Below are 18384 nucleotides of genomic sequence, written 5' to 3'. Positions count from 1 at the left end.
ATCCGCCGCCATCAGGCCGCCACGGCGGACGTGTGTGCGGCAAATTCGAGGATCAGCGCGCAAACCTGCTCGGGAGCCTCCTCGTGCGCCAGATGACCCAGATCAGCCAGAGTGATGACGTCTGCATGCGGCATCATCTGGCCGGCCCGTTCGATCGAGTCGAGGGGAATCGCGCTGTCGCGTGCGCCGTGCACCAGCAGGGAACGTGCCGCGACGCTGGGCAGGTCTGCGGCGAGCGTTTCCAGGTCCCAGTTGGCCATCATGCCGATGGCACCGGCGCAATGGTCCGATGTGCGGAACAGCCGGTGATAAAGCTCGACACCGCGCGAATCGATCCGTGAACCCGTCGATTTCTTGAGAAATTTGCCGACCTCGCTCTGGCTGCTGGCGATCTGCGCGAAGATCATCGCGGTGAACGGATTGACGAACAGCGCCCGCGCCATCGCCGGAAACAGCCGTGCAGCCAGCCCCGGAAACGGCAGCAATGCCGGGTTCAGGCCAATGATCGGCGCGTCGATTCCCAGATCGATGACCAGCCTGATGCCGATGGCCGCGCCAGCCGAATGACCGACAATCACCGAGGGTGCAGCATAGCCCAGCTTGCCCAGCAGTTCGCCCAGCGCCCTGGCCATCCCCGGCAGGCTCTGCCCGCCCGCGATACGCCCGCGGGTAAAGCCATGGCCGGGCATGTCTGGCGCGATCACGGTGTAATGTTGCGCGAGCAGCGGAAGCACGTCGCGCCAGCTGTGAGTCGCCGCGCCCGTGCCGTGAATCAGCAGCAGCACCGGTGCATCCGGGCGGTCGGGTCCGGCGACCTGGACGTGCCAGTCGAGCGTTCCTGCGCGCACGAAGCGGCTATGTTCGCGGTTGGGCCAGTCGTGCCCGTCAACCTCCCAGCGTACCGAACTCATGTGCTTTTCCCGAATTGCAGCGCGGACACCGCGCGCTCGACCCCGCGCGCATCGGCACGCGGCAGCGCCAGATAGCGCGCACGCATCGCTGCTGCAATCGCTGCGGCTTCGGGCTGCGGCCGGGCGGAGATATCGATCACCACGGCCTGTGTTCCCGACTGGGCAAAGCGCTTTGCCGCAGCCAGCGCATCCTCGCCTGCCTGCGCGCGCCCGGGCTGGCCGTTCTTGTCGATGTTGCCCTTGCCGTCGGTCAGCAGCGCGACGAACGGCGTCCGACCGCGTGCGGCCTGAGTCTCGGCAAGCTCACCGGCTGCCGACAGCCCGAGCGCCAGCGGCGTGCCACCACCGCCGGGAAGTTCACCGAGCACCTTTTTGGCGCGGGTGAGCGAGCGGGTCGGCGGAAGCAACAGTTCGGCGCTGGTCCCCCGGAACGCGATCAACGCAACCTGCGCGCGTTTGACATAGCTTTGCGCCAGCATCAGCTCGACCGCGCCCTTGGCCTCTGCGAGCCGGGCCAGCGCCGAAGAGCCCGACGCATCGACAGCAAAGATCGTCAGCGCCTCGGCGCGTTCCTCGAACCGCCGGATGCGCAAATCTCCCTTGCGGATGCGCAGCCTTTTGGGTGCGTCCACGCCCTCCTGCTGGCGGCGAATCTCCTGCCAGGGTACCGCAGTGCGCAGCGTATCGATCAGCGCCAGCCGTGCGCCGCCGCGCGGCAGCCCGGGCCGTGCGCCCAATGGCCGTCCGCGCATCTGCGAGGCGCGCTTGCGCCCTGCCCCGCCACCGCCGGTTGCCCGCCGCGCCGAGCGTCCCTCGCCGATCCGCGCGAGCACATCCTTGGGAATCGAGGCCAGCACCGATGCCAAAATCAGGTCATCGAGCTGATCGGGATCGTGCTGTTCGTCTTCGCCGTCATTATCCCCGGGCGGTGGCTCATCCTCGCCTTCGGGGGGCGGAGGCGGTGGTGGCTCTTCGGCCTGTTGCGGAATGCGGGTGGCGCGCGGGCCCAGCACCGTGCGGGCGACGAACTGGGTGTCGTCGTCGGTGATGGCGTCGCGGTCTTCGATGTGTGCGGAAAGCCAGAGCGCAGACTGCGCGAACAGCATCGCGCGGGCGGAATCGATGCCGAGCGCGAGGGTGATGTTGGCGAGGGTCTGGCGGTCGGCTTTAGCTAGCTCTAACCCCCCTTCCGTGTTCCCGAGCGAAGTCGAGGGACCTTTCGCAACCGGTAGCGCGCGCGTCCCTCGACTTCGCTCGGGAATGCGGGGGAGGTCGGAACCTGAGACGGTTGAAGCAGGGTTTGCAGAAAAATCGCACCAGAACGCCACCCGCTCGGTCAGCGAAACAGGCGGCACTTCCTCCTCTCCGCCATCGTCGATCAACACCAGCGCAAAGCCTGCGCCTGCATCCATCGCCTGCGCAATACGCCCCGCGACCATGCCACCCAGCCGCTCGGCCATCGGCACGATCAGCAACCCGCCAGCGACCTCCTCAAGCAGTCCCGCCTGTTCGATCCGGCGTCCGGCCGACAGGCTGGAGGCGACATCGATGCCGCCGCAAAGCCGTTCCTCGTCGATATGCACCGGCAGGCGGCGCACCGGCAGGCCTGCAAATTCTTCCGCCAGAAACGCCAGCACCGCATCCCGCTCGGCAGCCTGCCCGCGTAGCCACATCCCGCCCAGCCGGGCAGGCGCGGCGGCGAGCAATTCGGCCGCCAGCAGCGCGTCGCTCATCCGAAGAGCTCGGTCAGCGCCCGGTCGATCCGCACCGTCGATCCTGTTTCGTCGAGCACGTCGCGGCGCAGCCGGTGGCGCAGCGCCATCGGCGCGACCGCGCGCAGGTGCTTGCGCTCGGCAGACTTCGCGCCTTCCAGCGCGGCATAGGCGCGCGCAGCACGCATCAGCGTGAGTTCGCCGCGCAGGCCATCCGCGCCGACGGCCATGCACAAGGTGGCGGCATCGGTGAGCGTTGCCTCAGGCATCGCAACATTTGGCAGCGCCTTCTTGCCCTTGGCGAGGCGCCTGACGATCTTGGCGTCGGCATCGGCCCAGGTTGCCATGAAATTCGCTCCGTCGCGTTCGAGCGCATCGCACCGCCGCATGATTTCAATGCGTTGTTCAATATCCTGCGGCGTCTTGACCTCGACCGACAGCCCGAACCGGTCGAGCAATTGCGGACGCAGCTCGCCCTCCTCGGGGTTGCCGCTGCCGATCAGCACGAAACGCGCCGGGTGCCGTACCGACAGCCCCTCGCGCTCGACCAGATTCTCGCCCGAGGCGGCGACATCGAGCAGCAGGTCGACCAGATGGTCCTCGAGCAGGTTTATCTCGTCAATATAAAGGTATCCGCGATGCGCGCGCGCGAGCAACCCGGGCTCGAACGCCTTTTCGCCGCGCCCCAGCGCGCGTTCCAGGTCGAGCGCGCCGAGCACTCGGTCCTCGGTCGCGCCCAGCGGCAGATCGACGAACGGTACCGGCACCTTGGCGGCTTTTGCGCCCTTCGTTTCGGAGCATTTGTCAGGGCAGCGATGTGCTTCTTCGGGCGCGCAATTGTATCGGCAGCCGGCGATCGCCAGCATCGGCGGCAGCAGCGCCGAGAGAGCGCGCGCGGCGGTGGACTTGCCCGTGCCGCGATCGCCAAACACCATCACCCCGCCGATCCTGGGATCGACTGCAGAGATCAGCAGCGCACGTTTCATTTCGTCCTGGCCGACGATGGCGGAAAATGGAAAAGGCATAATTGAGGTCTAACAGATTGGTTCGCCGCGACAAGCGGGAGTGTCAGGAAAAGTTGACAGTCTGTTTTAATCCTCCCCGAGCTTGTCTCGGGGAGGGGGACCGCCGACCACAGGTCGGGGGTGGAGGGGAGGCGGGCTGGCACACCGTTCAACCGGGAGCACTATCCCGCTTCCCCTCCACCACCCGCTGCGCGGGCGGTCCCCCTCCCCCAGCAAGCTGGGGGAGGATTTAAGAAAGTCACTCGAACGTCCCCCGCCTCGGCCCCAGATAGCCGAATAGATACGCGCCGACCTTGCGCATCTGGATCTCCTCGGATCCTTCAGTGATCCGGTAGCGGCGATGGTGGCGGTAGATGTGCTCGAATGGGGTGTGGCGCGAATAGCCGATGCCGCCGTGTACCTGCATCGCGCGATCGGCAGCCTCGCAGCACAACCGGTTCGCCCAATAGTTGCACATGCTGACCTTGTCCGAGATTTCGCGCTCGATAGCTTTATGCGGCAGCCGGTCCATGTCCCAGGCGGTCTTGTAGATCATCCAGCGCAGCATCTCGGCCTGGGTCGCAAGCTCGACCAAGGGAAACTGGATGCCCTGGTTCTCCGACAACGCCTTGCCGAACGGCTTGCGCTTTCGCGCGTACTTCACGCTCTCCTCAATGCAGAACACCGCCGCGCCCAAGGACGACGCCGCCTGGCGGATGCGGTTCTGGTGGACGAAGCTCTGCGCCAGCGCGAGCCCCCTGCCCTCCTCACCCAGCATCGCGGTTTCTGGCACCCACACGTTGGTGAACGACAGCCGCGGGTGATCGGTGGGCATGTTGAACGTCCACAGATACTCCTCGATCTTCAGCCCCGGCGTCTCGGTGGGAACCAGCAGGCAGGTAATCCCCTTAGCATCGCCATCCTCGCCGCTGGTCCGCACGAACAGCGCGCAGTGCGTTGCGACATGCATCCCGGTGATCCACATCTTTTCGCCATCGATCCGCCAGCCAGCAACGCCATCGCGGGTCTCGCGCACCGCGCGCGTCTCCATATGCGTCGCGTCCGATCCGTGGTCGGGTTCGGTCAGGCCGAACGCGGTGATCCGGATCCGATCGAACCCGCCGAGGATGAACTCCTGCTTCTGTTGCTCAGTGCCGAATTCCTCGAACATCGCGACGAACGGGAAGTTGCCGACGATCGAATGCTCGTTCTGCAGATCGTTGTGCAGTCCCAGCCCCTTGGCGGCGAAATGCTCGCGGATCAACGCCATCCACAGGTTCGAACCATCCTTGCCGCCGTATTTTTTTGGTGCCGAGAAGCGCCAGTGCCCGGCAGCGTCGGCGCGGCGCTGCGCCTCGCGCAGCAGCTCTTCCCAGTCGTGCGCGGGCAGGCCGCCTGCGTCGAAATCGGTGCGCGCCCATTCGCGGCGATGATCGAAAAAGCGGATGTTGTCGTCCGCCTGCTCGAGCGGTTTGATCTCGGCGTCGATAAACGCATCAAGCTCGGCCAGATAGGCGGTCAGCTCCGCCGGCAGCGCAAAATCCATAGGTGCATCCTCACATTATTGTTTGGATGCACTATGAACGGCTTTACGCGCGCGGCAAGCCCCTAGGCCGTCAGCTCCACTGGTTCGTCGCGCTTGCCCAGCCCCGACCAGTCGACCTTGCGGGTCACATACATCACCGCCGCCAGCGCCACGAACAGTAGCAACGAGCCGATGATCAGCGAATAGGCCTCGAGGTTGAGCAGCACGTAGAGCAAGGCATACAGCCCGAGTAGCAGCCCGCCGATAAACCCTGCGCGTTTGGCACTGCCCAGCACCGCAGCGCTATAGGTACTGATCAGGCCGATGATCGCAGCGGATGCCGCCAGATAGGCGAGCGTAAAGCCGATGATCTCGGCAAAGGCGAGCAGCAGCACGAAGAACAGGATCAACCCCGCGCCGGTGAGCAGATATTCCGCCGCCGCAACGCGCGCGCCCGCGATGATGTCGAACATCAGGAACGCGAGGAAGGTAAAGCCGATGAACAGAAAGCCATATTTCACTGCGCGGTCGACCTGGCTGTAGAGATTGACCGGCTCGATCAGGTCGATCTGCGCCGCTTGCGCGCCTTGCCCGGGTGCAGCCTCGCCCGGCTGTGGCAACTGGACGATCGCGCGGCCGAGCGCGAGGTTGCTGATCGCATAACGCGCGGTGAACCCTGCCTCGGTGACCGAGCGGCTGTTGGGCAGGAACTGACCAGCAAAGCTGGGGTGCGGCCAGGCCGAGGTGACCGTCCATGTCGTTGCCTCGGCATCGGGGATCAGGGTGAGTTGGCCATTGCCGCGCACCCCGAAGCGATAGCCGACATCGAGCGGCGCGCCTGCCGTGGCAGACCAGTCGGCAAAGGCGAAGAAGCCCGATCCGTTGGTCGCGCCCAGCCCCTTGCCGGGGCGCAGCGGCAGCGCCGTTCCGCCGATGCTGATGCTGTTGTCCGCGAGCAGCCCGCGCGCATCCGATATACCGATACGGATTTCGGCGCGGTCGAACAGCAGTTCTTCAGGTCTAACCCCGAAGCGTGCGAGATCATCGGGCAGTGCGAAACGCGCGGCACCCTTGATCCGGGCCTCGTAGACCACGGTCTCGTAGATCGATTTGACCCGCCGTTCGGGGCTGACATCGACCGCAGCGTCGTTCTTCACCGGGGCAAGGAAAAGCTCGCGCTCGATCGTGACAGCGCGGGTCGTCGCCCTGCCGTTTTCGGTCACCGTCTCGACCGACTGCTGGCGGTAGGGAACGACCATCACCGGGCCAGCCAGCATTTGCGGCCCGCCCCAGCCCTCGGCGACGCTGGCGCGCGCGGTTTCGGACTGGGTCTGCCGGTCCCAGACCAGCGCATACACCATGAACAGCGGGATCGCGAGCAGCGCGCCGATCAGCACGGTCATGCCCAGTTTGAAACCCGGACTGCGATCCTTGGCCATTTGGCGGTCCTCATAAACAGTTCATCGATGAAATTGCACGGTTCAGCTACTGGCGAAAAACTTAATCGGGTGTGAACTGGCGCACAGCGAATCGCTCAGGGGGATATTAACCCTATCGAGGAAGCCGGGCGTCCCATCCCGTTCATTGCCCGCTAGCAATAGGGGCGTCCGGTTTCCACCAGCCCTGAGCGGCGATGCCCCCTCAGACATATCGCTGACCACCCCAGGGCCTTTATCCGGAAGGCCGATACCCACGCAATCATCGCAGCACGATCACTCCACCAATGTGCTCGGGTGCTGGTTCAGCGTTCTGGAGGGACCCGGCAAGGGCGAGGAATCGAGCAGGTCGCCTAGGCTCATCGGATGCGCAGACAATGTGGGATGCGGCGAATAGCCATCATGCCAGAATTTAGCGTCGATGATGTCGCGTGCGAAGCTCATGCCGAAGATTCGCCGGGGATGTGTCGATCGGTTGTCGGGTCCGGCATGGAGCAGGTCACTCCGATAGAGAATAACCGTACCCTTGCGCGGCGCCGCCTGCACCAGGGAGAAGAGGTCATTCAATGCCTCGCGGTGACGATACAGCTTCCATAACGTGCGCGGGCCAAGCATGCGCAGACTGAATTGCGAGTTTTTCCCCAGGACAAAGCGCAACAAATTCGGCTGATGCTGATCCCATTTTTTCGAAAACACCCGGTCAACAAATTCGCCAGGTGCCAGCGACGCCTTGTCTTTGCGCATAAGCCAAAGTTTTTTCAGGTTATGCCGAAAGATGCGATAATTACATTGCAGTCGGAACAGTTCCATCAACGCATTGGCCCTGCCGCCATGCTTGTTTCCAGCACCACCGTACATGTGCGTGCCCGGAATGAATACCGTTCCCCCCTGGTCCGCAGATACATTTTCCACGGCAGCAAAAAGGCTGATCACCCCGGCGGGATCTCGGTGAATATATTGATGCGACGAGCCGAAATAGCTGGTGAAGGTAGCGACTTCGAGCAGCGAACGTGATCGCCCGCAATATTCCGAGTACACGCCCTCAAGACGCTGGCACAATGTGGCAGCAAAGCGGATGACCGGCGCAGACGAAGGAAGCGAGCAAAAGTCGCGGCGCACGTAATGGTTGTCCGTCTCGCTCGCAAACGAACTGCGGCTGCGATTGGGATCATCGATGGTTTGCCGCATCAGCTCCAGGCCAACATCCGCTTCCTCGTCCGAAAGCAGGTTTGTCAGAAGAACCAGGCCGTGAGTATCCATCATCGTCAGGGCTTGTCGGACACAAGAATCCGTAAGCCTGCCTGTATCATCCAAGACCGCAGGCACTTCAAACAGGGAGGTATCGTTGGAAACCTTGAGTTCATCCATGCCAATCTGCCTCACAACGATCCGGCATTCCCCGAGTGGCCTGCCGATTGTCGTCACATTCATGCGTGGCAGTCTTGGAGGATTTGGAGCCGGCGCATATTCTTGGCGCAGAAACTTCTACATCGGGTTAACCAGAGGATGATCAGCAGGGGATTTCAAACCGATAGAGGCTAATCCCCGAAATCCGGCCCTCACCTCTTCTCCATCGACAACCGCGTCATCAATATCGCCGAACGCTTGGCCTGACGCTTGATGCTGGGCAGATCGACCGTTTCACCCGGCGCGTGGGCGCCATCGCCCGCAGGTCCCATCCCAACCAGCCCGTCGACATAGCGCGCGACAAACGAGATATCGCCCGCGCCGCGCTTGAGCGGGTCAAGTTCGGCCATCTGCTCAAGGCCAAGGTCCGCATTGACCAAGTTGAGCCGGCGCAGCAGCCCGCGATTGCCCTCGGTCGGCGCCATCGGGGGATAGCCCTGTTCGAACACGATCTCCGCCCCGGTGCCCGAAAGGTGCTGGGCGACGATGGCCTGCATCTTGGCCTTGATTCGGTCGGACTGTTCATCGCTCAAGGTCCGGAAGTCGCCGCGCGCCACCGCCACTGCGGGGATGATGTTGGTCTTGCCCGCCGCCTGCGCGCGCACCAGATCGGCATCGAGTGCTGCGACCGATCCGCCCGCGATCAGCCCGACGTTGAAGGTCAATTTGTCTTCGGGGAGCTCCTTGCGAAACTGGTCGATGATCCGTGCGAGCTCGTAGATCGCGCCATGGCCTGCGCTGGCCGAAAAGATGCCCTGGCTGTGGCCTTCCTTGCCGGTGGCGTTGATCTGCCAGCTGTAGGACGAGCGACGCGCGATCGACCCCATGTCCTTGCCGTCGATCTGGGACAATCCCTCGAAATCGAGCGCGACATCGGCCCACTGGCCCCATTTGACCAGATCGGCGCGCGCCACGTCGATGGGGTCGCCCGCGTCTTCCTCGTCACCGGTGAGTACGACGGTAATCGTCGCGGCAGACAACGTGCCCGCAGCCTGCATCGCTTCCAGGGCTGCAAACATCGTCACCACGCCGCCCTTGTTGTCCTCGACCCCCGGGCCTTCCATCGTGGTTTCGTTGAGGCGGCGGACGGCCTGAAACGGAGAATCAGGTTCGAACACGGTGTCCAGATGGCCGATCAGCAGCATCTTGGTGCTGCCTGGGCGGCCGGTGCGCGTCGCGATCAGATGGCCCGAGCGCTTGGCTGCGCTCTGGTCCACCCATTCGACCTTGAAGCCCAGCCTCTCGAGCTCGGGAGTCACCATCTCGCCAACCTTCTTCACCCCGGCGATGTTGCGGCTGCCGCTGTTCTGCAGTGTGATCGCCTCGAGCACGCCGATCCAGCGATCATGACCCTTGTCCACGGCGGCGACGATGCGCTCTTCCTGAGGCGAAAGCTTGGCCAGCGCGGGGGCTGAGAACGCCAATGATGCCGTCGCAAGCGCAAGCCCAAGTGTCCTGAAGGTCATGTAAGTTGCTCCCTTTTTGTTATTTTTTCAGCCGATATCGAATTCGCGCACGCCGCGCTTCTGGCGGATCGCCTCGACCCGGTCGCGCAGTTCGGCGCGGATCGCGCGAGCATCACGGACATTGGTCACCTCGATCGTGGTTCGTGGCTGCGGCCCGACCGAGGCCAGCCGTCCGCTCGATTCGGACGAGGATATCTGGATCGTTCCGTTGTCGAACATCTGCTGGATGATCGAGAACGAGACCTTCACGTCCTTGATCCTGTAAAGCTCGACCTCTTCCTCGCTGCGCATCAGGATGCCGCGCCGCATGAACAGCCGCTGGTCGTCGATCCAGAACAGGCTGGTACGGTTTTCGATATGGGTCCAGGCGATGAACACGCTGAGCACCACCGTCAGCACCGCCAGCGTCTGCCACCAATATCCGGCATAAGACCCGCCAGCGATCACCGCGACCGCCAGCACCAGGATGATCCAGCCGCTGCCCGACTGGAAAAGCCATGCAAAGGTGGAGGAACGGAACTCGATGCGCGGCAGCCCGTCCATCCGGCGGACCGTGGACCTGTTCTCGATCGGGCGATGTTCGATAATATCGTGCGGATCCATGTCACATCCCTCCCGTCGGCGCGCGCCGCCATTGCGGTCTTACCCGGCCCGTCGCGCCTGGTAAATGGCCATGGCGGCCGTCGCAGGCATGTTGCATTTGGTCGAAGGCAAAAGTGCACCCGTCGAAGGTGATGACGAAAAAGACGGCGATGGCTACACAGAGCGACTACGAGTGTAGTTGAGCATGTCTGAAACGTGCCGCGCTCGTCTGGGGGAATTCAGCGTGACCGTCCGATTGCTTGCTTCTGCCGCATTGGCGGGTCTGCTGTGGAGCCCCAGCTTCGTCCTGGCGCAGGATGCTGCCGATGCGCCTCCTCCCGCCACCGCCGCACCATTACGCAGCTTCGATCCGGTGTATTTCGACCGATTCGCGCCGCGCACCGCGCTCGACATGGTCAGGCAGATCCCGGGCTTCTCCATTTCCGAGGGCGAGGACCGGCGCGGGCTGGGCCAGGCGGGCAGCAACGTGCTGATCAATGGCGAGCGCTTTTCGGGCAAGAGCAACGACGTCGTTTCCGAGCTCGGCCGGATCGGGGCAAGCAATGTCATCCGCATCGAGTTGCTCGACGGCGCCACGCTCAACCTGCCGGGCCTGACCGGACAGGTGGTCAACATCGTCAGCAAGGTAGACTCGCTGACCGGCCAGTTCCGCTGGAGCCCGCGGGTCCGCTTTCGCCGCACCGATCCCCAGTTTCTCGATGGCGAGGTGTCAGTGAGCGGCAAGGCGGGCAAGATTGCCTATACGCTCAGCCTCTCGAACGACAGCTTCCGCAACGGCAACGCGGGTACCGAACGGGTGCTCGATGCAACCGGGCTGGTCACCGATCGGCGCTATGAGGAATTGTACGTCAACGGCGACCAGCCCCGTCTTGCGGCAGGCCTCAAATACACCGGCGACAGCGGGCAGATCGGCAACCTCAATCTCTCGCTCGAGCGCCCCTGGACCCGCATTACCGAGCAGTCGGACGGCGAGGTGGTGCGCGACCGCGATTATCTCGAGTCCGAGAAAGAGTACAACTACGAGATTGGCGGCGATTACCTGTTTCCTTTATGGGGCGGCAACCTCAAGCTGATCGGCCTGCGCCGGTTCGAGCACAGCCCGTTCTTCACCCGTATCTTCCTCGATTTCGAGGATCTCCGCCCGCGCGAAGGCAACAGCCTGGCCACCGTGATCGACGAGACCGAAACCATTGCGCGCGCCGAATATGGCTGGAAGGCCGGCAAGGCCGACTGGCAGTTCAGCCTAGAGGGCGCGATCAACACGCTCGACACCCGCGCGGACCTTGCGCTGCTCGACAGCTCGGGCACCTTCGTGCCCATTCCGTTGCCTGGATCCGATGCCGTGGTCGAGGAAAAGCGCGCCGAAATCGGCTTGAGCTATGGCCGTCCGCTGTCGCCGACACTCACGCTGCAAACCTCGCTTGGCGGGGAGTATTCGCAGATCGTACAAAGCGGCGCGGGCGGGCTGACCCGCAGCTTCATCCGCCCCAAGGGCTTCGTCGCACTGGCGTGGAAGGCGACCCCGCGGCTCGACCTCAGCCTGCGGGCGCAGCGCGATGTCGGCCAGCTCAATTTCTTCGATTTCGTGGCGTCAGCGGATTTGGGCGCCGAGAACCAGAACAGCGGCAACCCCGATCTTGTGCCGCAGCAAAGCTGGAACATCGACTTTCAGGCGACCCAGAACCTTGGCGCACTGGGATCGATCAACGCCAAGGCGTTCGTCAACTTTGTCGAGGACATCGTCGATCAGGTGCCGATCGGGCTGACCGGAGAGGCACCCGGCAACATCGACAGCGCCACGATTTGGGGCCTATCACTCGACAGCACGTTCAAGATGGATGTCATCGGCTGGACCGGAGTGCGCTTCGATATCGATTATACCTATCGCAAGAGCAGCGTGCCCGATCCGCTCACGGGGATCCGGCGCCGCATCTCGGGTGAAACCATCCACGAGTTCAGCGCCGAGTTCCGCTATGACATTCCCGGCGGCGATTGGGCGGTCGGCGCGAACTACTTCGATTTCAGCCGGGCAGACGAGGTTCGCCTGAGCCAATTGGCCGAGTTCCCGATCAATGGCGGCGACCTTGGATTTTATGTCGAGAACAAGAATGTCGCCGGCCTCACGGTGCGGCTGGGGATGTCGAACCTGATCGGCACCAACGAGGCGTTTCGCCGTACATTCTTCGTCGACAGGCGCAATGGCCCGGTGGCATTCGTCGAGGACCGGGACCGGTTCTTCGGCCCGGTCGTCTCGCTCGATATCAACGGCAGCTTTTGATCCATTGCTTGGAGCAACTGCCCGGTTCATGACCGATACAGGGTGCCAAAACTAGCGAAGTGGCGGCACGGCGAATCCTCGCCGGCCCGCTTGATTTGCGCTTGGCGCACGGGTGCTTAGCCGATAAGGGTTGCGGCCATGAACAAGGCGATCAAATTGGCTCTGGCAAGCGCGGGCGCGCTGGCTCTCCTTTCCGGCTGCGCAAGCGGCAAGAACAAGGTCAACACCAACTACATCGCGCGCGATGTCAGCACGCTGTACATGGCGGCCAAGGACCGGCTGGACCGCGGCCAGAACAAGATCGCTGCCGAGCTTTTCGACGAGGTCGAGCGCCAGCACCCCTATTCGGCCTGGGCCCGCCGCGCCCAGCTGATGAGCGCGTTCAGCTATTACCTTGCCAAGGATCACAACAAGTCGATCCAGTCGGCGCAGCGCTTCCTCGCGATCCATCCGGGCAACAAGGATGCGCCGTACGCTTATTATCTGATCTCGCTCAATTATTACGAGCAGATCAGCGACGTGACCCGCGACCAGAAGATCACCCAGCAGGCGCTGGCATCTTTGGGTGAGGTGATGCGGCGTTACCCCAACACCCGTTATGCCTCCGATGCGCGGTTGAAGGTCGATCTTGTCAACGATCACCTTGCGGGCAAGGAAATGGAAATCGGCCGCTATTACCAGCGCAGCTCCAACTGGCTGGCGTCGACGCTGCGCTTCCGCGAAGTGGTCGACAAGTATGAGACCACCAGCCACACCGCAGAGGCGCTGTACCGCCTGACCGAGTGCTATCTGGCGCTGGGAATCCCGCAGGAAGCCAAGCGTTCGGCCGCGGTGCTCGGCGCGAACTATCCGGGCTCCGAATGGTATGAAAAGGCCTATGCGCTGACCGAAAAGCACAGCGACCTGATCTCGAGCTGATCAACCGCAAGGCCTCATGATAAAAAGCCCCGGCGCGCGAGGCACCGGGGCTTTTTCGTGTCTGAAACCCTGCCAGCCGTCAGATCTGGCCGAACACCCAGCGCAGAACCGACTTTTGGGCATGCAGGCGGTTCTCGGCTTCATCCCACACCACCGATTGCGGACCATCGATGACGCTGGCGGTCACTTCCTCTTCGCGGTGTGCGGGCAGGCAGTGCAGGAACAGTGCATCGGGGTTGGCCAGCGCCATCAACGCGTCGTTGACCTGAAACGGCATCATCGCGCGCAGCTTGGCATCGGCATGGTCCTGGCCCATCGAAATCCACGTGTCGGTCACGATGACATCCGCGCCGGCAACCGCTTCTGCGGCATCGCGGTGCAGCGTCACCGTGCCGCCCGCCGCCTGTGCGCGCGCGATAAAACCGCCATCGGGATCATAGCCGGTCGGACAACCGATCCGCACGGTGAACTTCATCAACCCTGCGGCCTCGATGATCGAATGCAGTACGTTGTTGCCATCACCCAGCCAGGCGACGACCAGCCCGGGCAGCGCCTTGCGGTGCTCGATGATCGTCAGCAGATCGGCGACGATCTGGCATGGGTGCGACAGATCGGTCAGGCCGTTGATCACCGGCACACTGGCGTAATGCGCCATTTCCTCGATCTTGGCGTGATCGTCTGTGCGGATCATGATCGCATCGCACATCCGCGACAGCACGCGCGCGGTATCAGCGACGCTTTCGCCCCGCCCCAGCTGGGTGCTACCCGCATCGAGGATCAGGCTGGTGCCGCCCAGTTGGCGGATTGCCATGTCGAACGAGACGCGGGTGCGGGTCGAGTTCTTCTCGAACACCATCGCCAGCGTATGCCCTTCGAGCGGCGCATCGGGGTCGGCCTTACCGCGCGGCCAGCCGTGGCGCACCTGCTTGCGATCGAGCGCATCGTTCAGCATCGCGGCGATGGCATCGTGTCCGGCATCGGACAGGTTCAGGAAATGACGGGTCATTGTGGTCCTTCCCCCCTCTCCCTTGACGGGAGAGGGTTGCGAAGACTTGGGCTTGGCTTGCCAAGTCCTAGTCGGAGCTGGGAGAGGGTGGATTGCAACGGCCCCTCCCTCTCCAAGTGCGCCTAGGCACCTGCGGCGCCAAGGCTTCCTATCCTCCCCCACCAGGGGGGAGGAGTGCTACATCAAGCAGCCACCGGCACCGCGAAATCGCGCGCGCCTGCCGACAGGCGCTCGATGAATTCGTCGACATGCGACTGTTCGATGATCAGCGGCGGCAGGATGCGGATGACGTTTTCGCCAGCAGCCACGGTTAGCAATCCGTGATGGTCACGCAGATGCGCCACGAAGTTGCGCGCCTCGACCGCCGATTTGAGCTTCAATCCCAGCATCAGCCCCATGCCGCGAACCGAATCGAAGATCGCATCGTGGTTGGGGATAAGCTGTTCGAGCGCACCGCGCAGGCGGTCGCTCATCGCGCGGACATGCGCGAGGAACTCGGGGTTGTCGACCACGTCGAGCACCGCCTCGCCTGCGGCCATGCCCAGCGGGTTGCCGCCATAAGTCGATCCGTGCGTGCCAATAACCATGCCGCGCGCCGCCTTTTCGGTGGCGAGGCACGCGCCCATCGGGAAACCACCGCCGATGCCCTTGGCGGTCGCCATGATGTCGGGCTTGATGCCGTATTGCTCATAGGCATACAGGCTTCCGGTGCGCGCGACACCGCACTGGACCTCGTCGAGCACCAGCATCAGATCGTGTTCGTCGCACAGGTCGCGCAGGCCCTTCATGAACTCAGGGGAAGCGGGGCGGACACCGCCCTCGCCCTGCACCGGCTCGACCAGAAAGCCTGCGACATCGGGGCCGATCGCGGCCTTGGCACCTTCCAGATCATCGAAATCGACATAGCGGAACCCAGGCAGCAATGGCGCAAAGCCCTTGTGCATCTTTTCCTGGTTCGACGCGCTGATCGTTGCCATCGTCCGCCCGTGGAAGGCGTTGTTGAATGTGATCAGCACCGTGCGATTGGCATCGCCGCCCTCGGACTGGTGATAGGCGCGCGCAGTCTTGATCGCGCACTCGACCGCTTCGGCGCCCGAATTGGTGAAGAACACCGTGTCGGCAAAGGTCGAATCGACCAGCCGTTGCGCCAGATGCTCACCCTGCGGGCTGCCATAGAGGTTCGAGACATGCACCAGGGTTTCGGCCTGCTTCTGGATCGCTTTGGTCAGGTGCGGATGGCCGTGGCCGAGCAGGTTGACCGCGATGCCGCTGGCGAAATCGAGATATCGCTCGCCGCGCTCTCCGATCAGATAACAGCCTTCGCCACGCACCGGGCGGACTGCGCACCGGGGGTATACGGGCATAAGCGGCGTGATCGTCATGGCGGCCTTGTCCTTCTAGCAAGGGCCCCGTTTGCATGTTCAACAAGCCAGGCAAGGCGCAGGGGGCCGCTGCACCAAACGTAAAAAGGCGACCCCATTCAAAGGGCCGCCAGCTTGCAGGCCGTAGCTATAGCGCCGCAAGGGCCGCCGGGTCAATCGATCGGTGCGCGCGCGACACTCGATCGCCTCACAAAGGGGCTGGCGGCATCGCTGGCGGCTTGCTAAGGGCATCGACCTTGTTCCAGCGCACCCGTAGCTCAGCTGGATAGAGCGCTGCCCTCCGAAGGCAGAGGCCACTGGTTCGAATCCAGTCGGGTGCACCAAGATTTCCAACGCAGTATCAAAGATTCAGCCTGCCTGCGGGTCGGCCGGGATAGCGCCCGAGTTGCGCGCAGCACAATCTGCACGCGACCGGGGCGGGATCATCGCGCCAGTTTTGATGAAATAGAGTGACAGGCCTGCAGGGCTTGACCAGACAGACGTCAGGCCGTTGCCGTTGCTTCGAGCGGCTCCCACAGGATATGCCGATCGTCGAGGCAGATCAGGTTCTCGATCTCGACCAGCACCGCACGCGAATGATAGCCGATCAGCTGCTTGACAGGAATCTCGCGGTTGCGCACCAGGATCGCGGTTTGTTCCGACGAGAAGTCGGTCATCCCGCGCGCGCGCTCGGTGCCGGTTTCGTCATAGATGTGGATGACGTCGCCTTTGACATAGTTCCCGCAGATCGAGATGATATCGTCGCGGTCGATCCCGCGTCCGCCGGTGGCCATGGCATCGGCAGCGCTGTTCGAGATGACGATGCTGCCATCCATCTGCAGACGGTCGGTCAGCCATGCGGCCCAGCTGTCGGCGGGTTCGGCATGCGCCACACAGGTCGTGCACGGGCGGGCGCCATCGAGCACCGATGTGATCGGGTTGTCTGCCTCGCCATTGGCGATCAGCGTCGTGCAACCGGCGTTCTGCGCCATGTTGGCCGCCTGCATCTTGGTCAGCATTCCGCCGGTGCCCAAGGTCCCCACCTCGCTGGTGACGGCCAGATACTGGCTGACATCGTGCACTGTTTCGACCAGCTTGGCCCCGGGTTCGGATGGGTTGCGGTCATACAGACCATCGACCCCGGTGAGGATCACCAGATGCTGCGCCTGGACCATCTGCGCCACCTTGGCAGCCAGACGGTCGTTGTCGCCGACGCGGATTTCCTCGGTGGTGATCGTGTCGTTCTCGTTGATGATCGGCAGTACCCCCGATTCGATCAGCCGGTGCAGCGTGTTCTTGGTGTTGAGAAACCGCCGGTGGTCTCCAAAATCACCCAAAGTCACCAGGATTTGCGCAATATTGAGATCGTGCTCATGCCCGATCTGCTTGTACGCGTTCAACAGCAGCGGCATTCCGCACGCTGCAGCGGCCTGCTTGTCGCGCAATCCTGCGGTCGCGGGGGTCAAACCGATCATCTTCATCCCCAGCGAAACGGCGCCGGACGAACACAGGATGACTTCATAGCCTCTGGATGACAACAGCGCGATGTCTTCCATCAACCTTTGAAGAAATGCCCAGCGTGGTACAAGCTTTTTCTGATCCGTCAGAAGACTCGACCCCACCTTAATAACAATACGATTTGTTTTATTCACAATTTACTCTACTTTTTATTTCATACTAACGATAACGCGAGCCCCTAAGATCACTGACAGGCCTCGCAAATGGCGCACGGTTTGACACCTGATGCCATTTTTGACATAGGGGCGTATATCCTTGACATTAACATATGGCAACCCGGTGATACCCGGGAATGGTCGTATGTCATTCGGGCCGGGGAGACTCGCTGCACAGGATTGCGGCGAGTTCCGTATGATCCGGATGCATCATTTTGATCTGCATCGATGATAAAGAAGGTTGTAGTTTTGCGTATTGCATTGGTTGGACATGGAAAGATGGGGGGCGCGTTGCTCACCCAGTGGTGCTCGGTTGCCGAACGGTATTTACCCGATACGAAGTTTTTCGTTATCGATCCGGCAAATGACGACAGCCGGTCTGCGAAAGCGGATCGCGTTGATTATCTGCGTGAACCGCCGGCTACCGACGAATGCAGGTTTGATCTGGTGATCGTTGCGGTCAAACCGCAGGTCGTGGCCGAGGTGCTGCCCGATTATGCCTCGCGGCTGTCGCCCGACGGGTTCGTTGCCTCGATTGCGGCGGGCTGTTCGATCGAACGGCTCCAGGCTTTGTCGGGCGGCGCTGCAGTGGTGCGCGTCATGCCCAACCTCCCTTCGGCCATCGGTGCAGGTGTGAGCGGGCTGTGTGCAGACGACCGTGCGACGGATGCGCAACGGGCACTGATCGAACGCCTGATGGCAGCAGCGGGCAGCACGATGTGGGTGGCCGATGAAGACATGCTTGACCGGTTGACCGCCGTAGCAGGATCGGGTCCCGGTTACGTGTTCGAGATCGCCCGAAATTATGTCGATGCGGCAACCGCCTTGGGCTTCAGTCCCGAGGATGCCCGGCAGATGGTGCTTGGCACCATGGCAGGGACGATCGCCATGGCGCAAGCGTCGGAATCGAGCCTCGAGGAATTGCGCACCAGTGTGACGAGCAAGAACGGCACGACCGCAGCGGGCCTTGACGCCCTCAACGGAGACGGCGCGCTCGGCGAGCGGTTCGGCGACACGCTGACAGCGGCCTATGACCGCGCAGTCGAGCTGCGCTGACAGCCTCGTAAGGCCACCCGACAAGATA

Annotated in this window: 14 protein-coding genes and 1 tRNA gene; 4 read left to right on the top strand and 11 right to left on the bottom strand. The window is 62.9% G+C overall.

Features of this window, described 5'->3' with window-relative positions:
- Positions 1 to 11: 11 nt before the first annotated feature.
- The 8 genes from bchO to IEW00_RS16600 form a co-directional block, all read right to left on the bottom strand.
- Complete coding sequence (gene bchO / locus IEW00_RS16635; RefSeq protein WP_188515550.1) at positions 12 to 911, bottom strand: alpha/beta fold hydrolase BchO; 900 nt, start codon at positions 909 to 911, stop codon at positions 12 to 14.
- On the bottom strand, positions 908 to 2644 hold the full coding sequence (locus IEW00_RS16630) for a magnesium chelatase subunit D (protein ID WP_188515549.1): 1737 nt from the start codon (positions 2642 to 2644) through the stop codon (positions 908 to 910). The genes bchO and IEW00_RS16630 overlap by 4 nt, the downstream gene beginning before the upstream one ends.
- On the bottom strand, positions 2641 to 3648 hold the full coding sequence (gene bchI / locus IEW00_RS16625; protein WP_188515548.1) for a magnesium chelatase ATPase subunit I: 1008 nt from the start codon (positions 3646 to 3648) through the stop codon (positions 2641 to 2643). The genes IEW00_RS16630 and bchI overlap by 4 nt, the downstream gene beginning before the upstream one ends.
- Positions 3649 to 3886: 238 nt before the next feature.
- Positions 3887 to 5173 (bottom strand): acyl-CoA dehydrogenase family protein, encoded by a 1287-nt coding sequence (locus IEW00_RS16620; RefSeq protein ID WP_188515547.1) that lies wholly within the window; start codon positions 5171 to 5173, stop codon positions 3887 to 3889.
- A gap of 62 nt (positions 5174 to 5235) precedes the next feature.
- Positions 5236 to 6591, bottom strand: a complete 1356-nt coding sequence (gene creD / locus IEW00_RS16615) for a cell envelope integrity protein CreD (RefSeq protein WP_188515546.1) — start codon at positions 6589 to 6591, stop codon at positions 5236 to 5238.
- Positions 6592 to 6864: 273 nt separating this feature from the next.
- Entirely contained in the window at positions 6865 to 7956 is a 1092-nt protein-coding gene (locus IEW00_RS16610; RefSeq protein ID WP_188515545.1) for a phytanoyl-CoA dioxygenase family protein, read from the bottom strand.
- Positions 7957 to 8147: 191 nt separating this feature from the next.
- Positions 8148 to 9461, bottom strand: a complete 1314-nt coding sequence (locus IEW00_RS16605) for a M20/M25/M40 family metallo-hydrolase (protein WP_188515544.1) — start codon at positions 9459 to 9461, stop codon at positions 8148 to 8150.
- 27 nt (positions 9462 to 9488) lie between these two features.
- Positions 9489 to 10064, bottom strand: a complete 576-nt coding sequence (locus tag IEW00_RS16600; RefSeq protein WP_188515543.1) for a PH domain-containing protein — start codon at positions 10062 to 10064, stop codon at positions 9489 to 9491.
- A 184-nt stretch (positions 10065 to 10248) separates the two neighbouring features.
- On the opposite strand from IEW00_RS16600, the gene IEW00_RS16595 reads away from it, so the two are divergent.
- On the top strand, positions 10249 to 12342 hold the full coding sequence (locus tag IEW00_RS16595) for a TonB-dependent receptor plug domain-containing protein (RefSeq protein ID WP_188515542.1): 2094 nt from the start codon (positions 10249 to 10251) through the stop codon (positions 12340 to 12342).
- Positions 12343 to 12480: 138 nt separating this feature from the next.
- The gene (locus tag IEW00_RS16590) at positions 12481 to 13260 is read left to right on the top strand and encodes an outer membrane protein assembly factor BamD (protein ID WP_188515541.1); all 780 of its coding nucleotides are present in this window, start codon (positions 12481 to 12483) and stop codon (positions 13258 to 13260) included.
- 79 nt (positions 13261 to 13339) lie between these two features.
- Here the strand turns inward: IEW00_RS16590 and argF are convergent, their stop codons facing one another.
- On the bottom strand, positions 13340 to 14266 hold the full coding sequence (argF, locus tag IEW00_RS16585; protein ID WP_188515540.1) for an ornithine carbamoyltransferase: 927 nt from the start codon (positions 14264 to 14266) through the stop codon (positions 13340 to 13342).
- 182 nt (positions 14267 to 14448) lie between these two features.
- Entirely contained in the window at positions 14449 to 15648 is a 1200-nt protein-coding gene (locus tag IEW00_RS16580; protein WP_188515539.1) for an aspartate aminotransferase family protein, read from the bottom strand.
- 246 nt (positions 15649 to 15894) lie between these two features.
- On the opposite strand from IEW00_RS16580, the gene IEW00_RS16575 reads away from it, so the two are divergent.
- Positions 15895 to 15971, top strand: a tRNA-Arg gene (locus IEW00_RS16575).
- A 159-nt stretch (positions 15972 to 16130) separates the two neighbouring features.
- Here the strand turns inward: IEW00_RS16575 and proB are convergent.
- Complete coding sequence (proB, locus tag IEW00_RS16570; RefSeq protein WP_188515538.1) at positions 16131 to 17279, bottom strand: glutamate 5-kinase; 1149 nt, start codon at positions 17277 to 17279, stop codon at positions 16131 to 16133.
- A gap of 249 nt (positions 17280 to 17528) precedes the next feature.
- On the opposite strand from proB, the gene proC reads away from it, so the two are divergent.
- Entirely contained in the window at positions 17529 to 18356 is an 828-nt protein-coding gene (gene proC, locus IEW00_RS16565; protein WP_188515537.1) for a pyrroline-5-carboxylate reductase, read from the top strand.
- The last annotated feature ends 28 nt before the right edge of the window (positions 18357 to 18384 follow it).

The sequence above is a fragment of the Blastomonas aquatica genome, from assembly GCF_014639875.1.
Lineage (GTDB): Bacteria > Pseudomonadota > Alphaproteobacteria > Sphingomonadales > Sphingomonadaceae > Blastomonas > Blastomonas aquatica.
Note: the sequence above shows the minus strand (reverse complement) of the source record. Positions and strands in the feature narration are given on the sequence as shown.

Excerpts from the sequence above, each read along its gene's own strand:
- IEW00_RS16595 (WP_188515542.1), top strand. The coding sequence starts at position 10,249 with ATGTCTGAAACGTGCCGCGCTCGTCTGGGGGAATTCAGCGTGACCGTC.
- proC (WP_188515537.1), top strand. The coding sequence starts at position 17,529 with ATGATAAAGAAGGTTGTAGTTTTGCGTATTGCATTGGTTGGACATGGA.
- creD (WP_188515546.1), bottom strand. The coding sequence starts at position 6,591 with ATGGCCAAGGATCGCAGTCCGGGTTTCAAACTGGGCATGACCGTGCTG.
- IEW00_RS16630 (WP_188515549.1), bottom strand. The coding sequence starts at position 2,644 with ATGAGCGACGCGCTGCTGGCGGCCGAATTGCTCGCCGCCGCGCCTGCC.
- bchO (WP_188515550.1), bottom strand. The coding sequence starts at position 911 with ATGAGTTCGGTACGCTGGGAGGTTGACGGGCACGACTGGCCCAACCGC.
- IEW00_RS16580 (WP_188515539.1), bottom strand. The coding sequence starts at position 15,648 with ATGACGATCACGCCGCTTATGCCCGTATACCCCCGGTGCGCAGTCCGC.
- IEW00_RS16590 (WP_188515541.1), top strand. The coding sequence starts at position 12,481 with ATGAACAAGGCGATCAAATTGGCTCTGGCAAGCGCGGGCGCGCTGGCT.
- IEW00_RS16610 (WP_188515545.1), bottom strand. The coding sequence starts at position 7,956 with ATGGATGAACTCAAGGTTTCCAACGATACCTCCCTGTTTGAAGTGCCT.
- argF (WP_188515540.1), bottom strand. The coding sequence starts at position 14,266 with ATGACCCGTCATTTCCTGAACCTGTCCGATGCCGGACACGATGCCATC.
- bchI (WP_188515548.1), bottom strand. The coding sequence starts at position 3,648 with ATGCCTTTTCCATTTTCCGCCATCGTCGGCCAGGACGAAATGAAACGT.
- IEW00_RS16600 (WP_188515543.1), bottom strand. The coding sequence starts at position 10,064 with ATGGATCCGCACGATATTATCGAACATCGCCCGATCGAGAACAGGTCC.
- IEW00_RS16620 (WP_188515547.1), bottom strand. The coding sequence starts at position 5,173 with ATGGATTTTGCGCTGCCGGCGGAGCTGACCGCCTATCTGGCCGAGCTT.
- IEW00_RS16605 (WP_188515544.1), bottom strand. The coding sequence starts at position 9,461 with ATGACCTTCAGGACACTTGGGCTTGCGCTTGCGACGGCATCATTGGCG.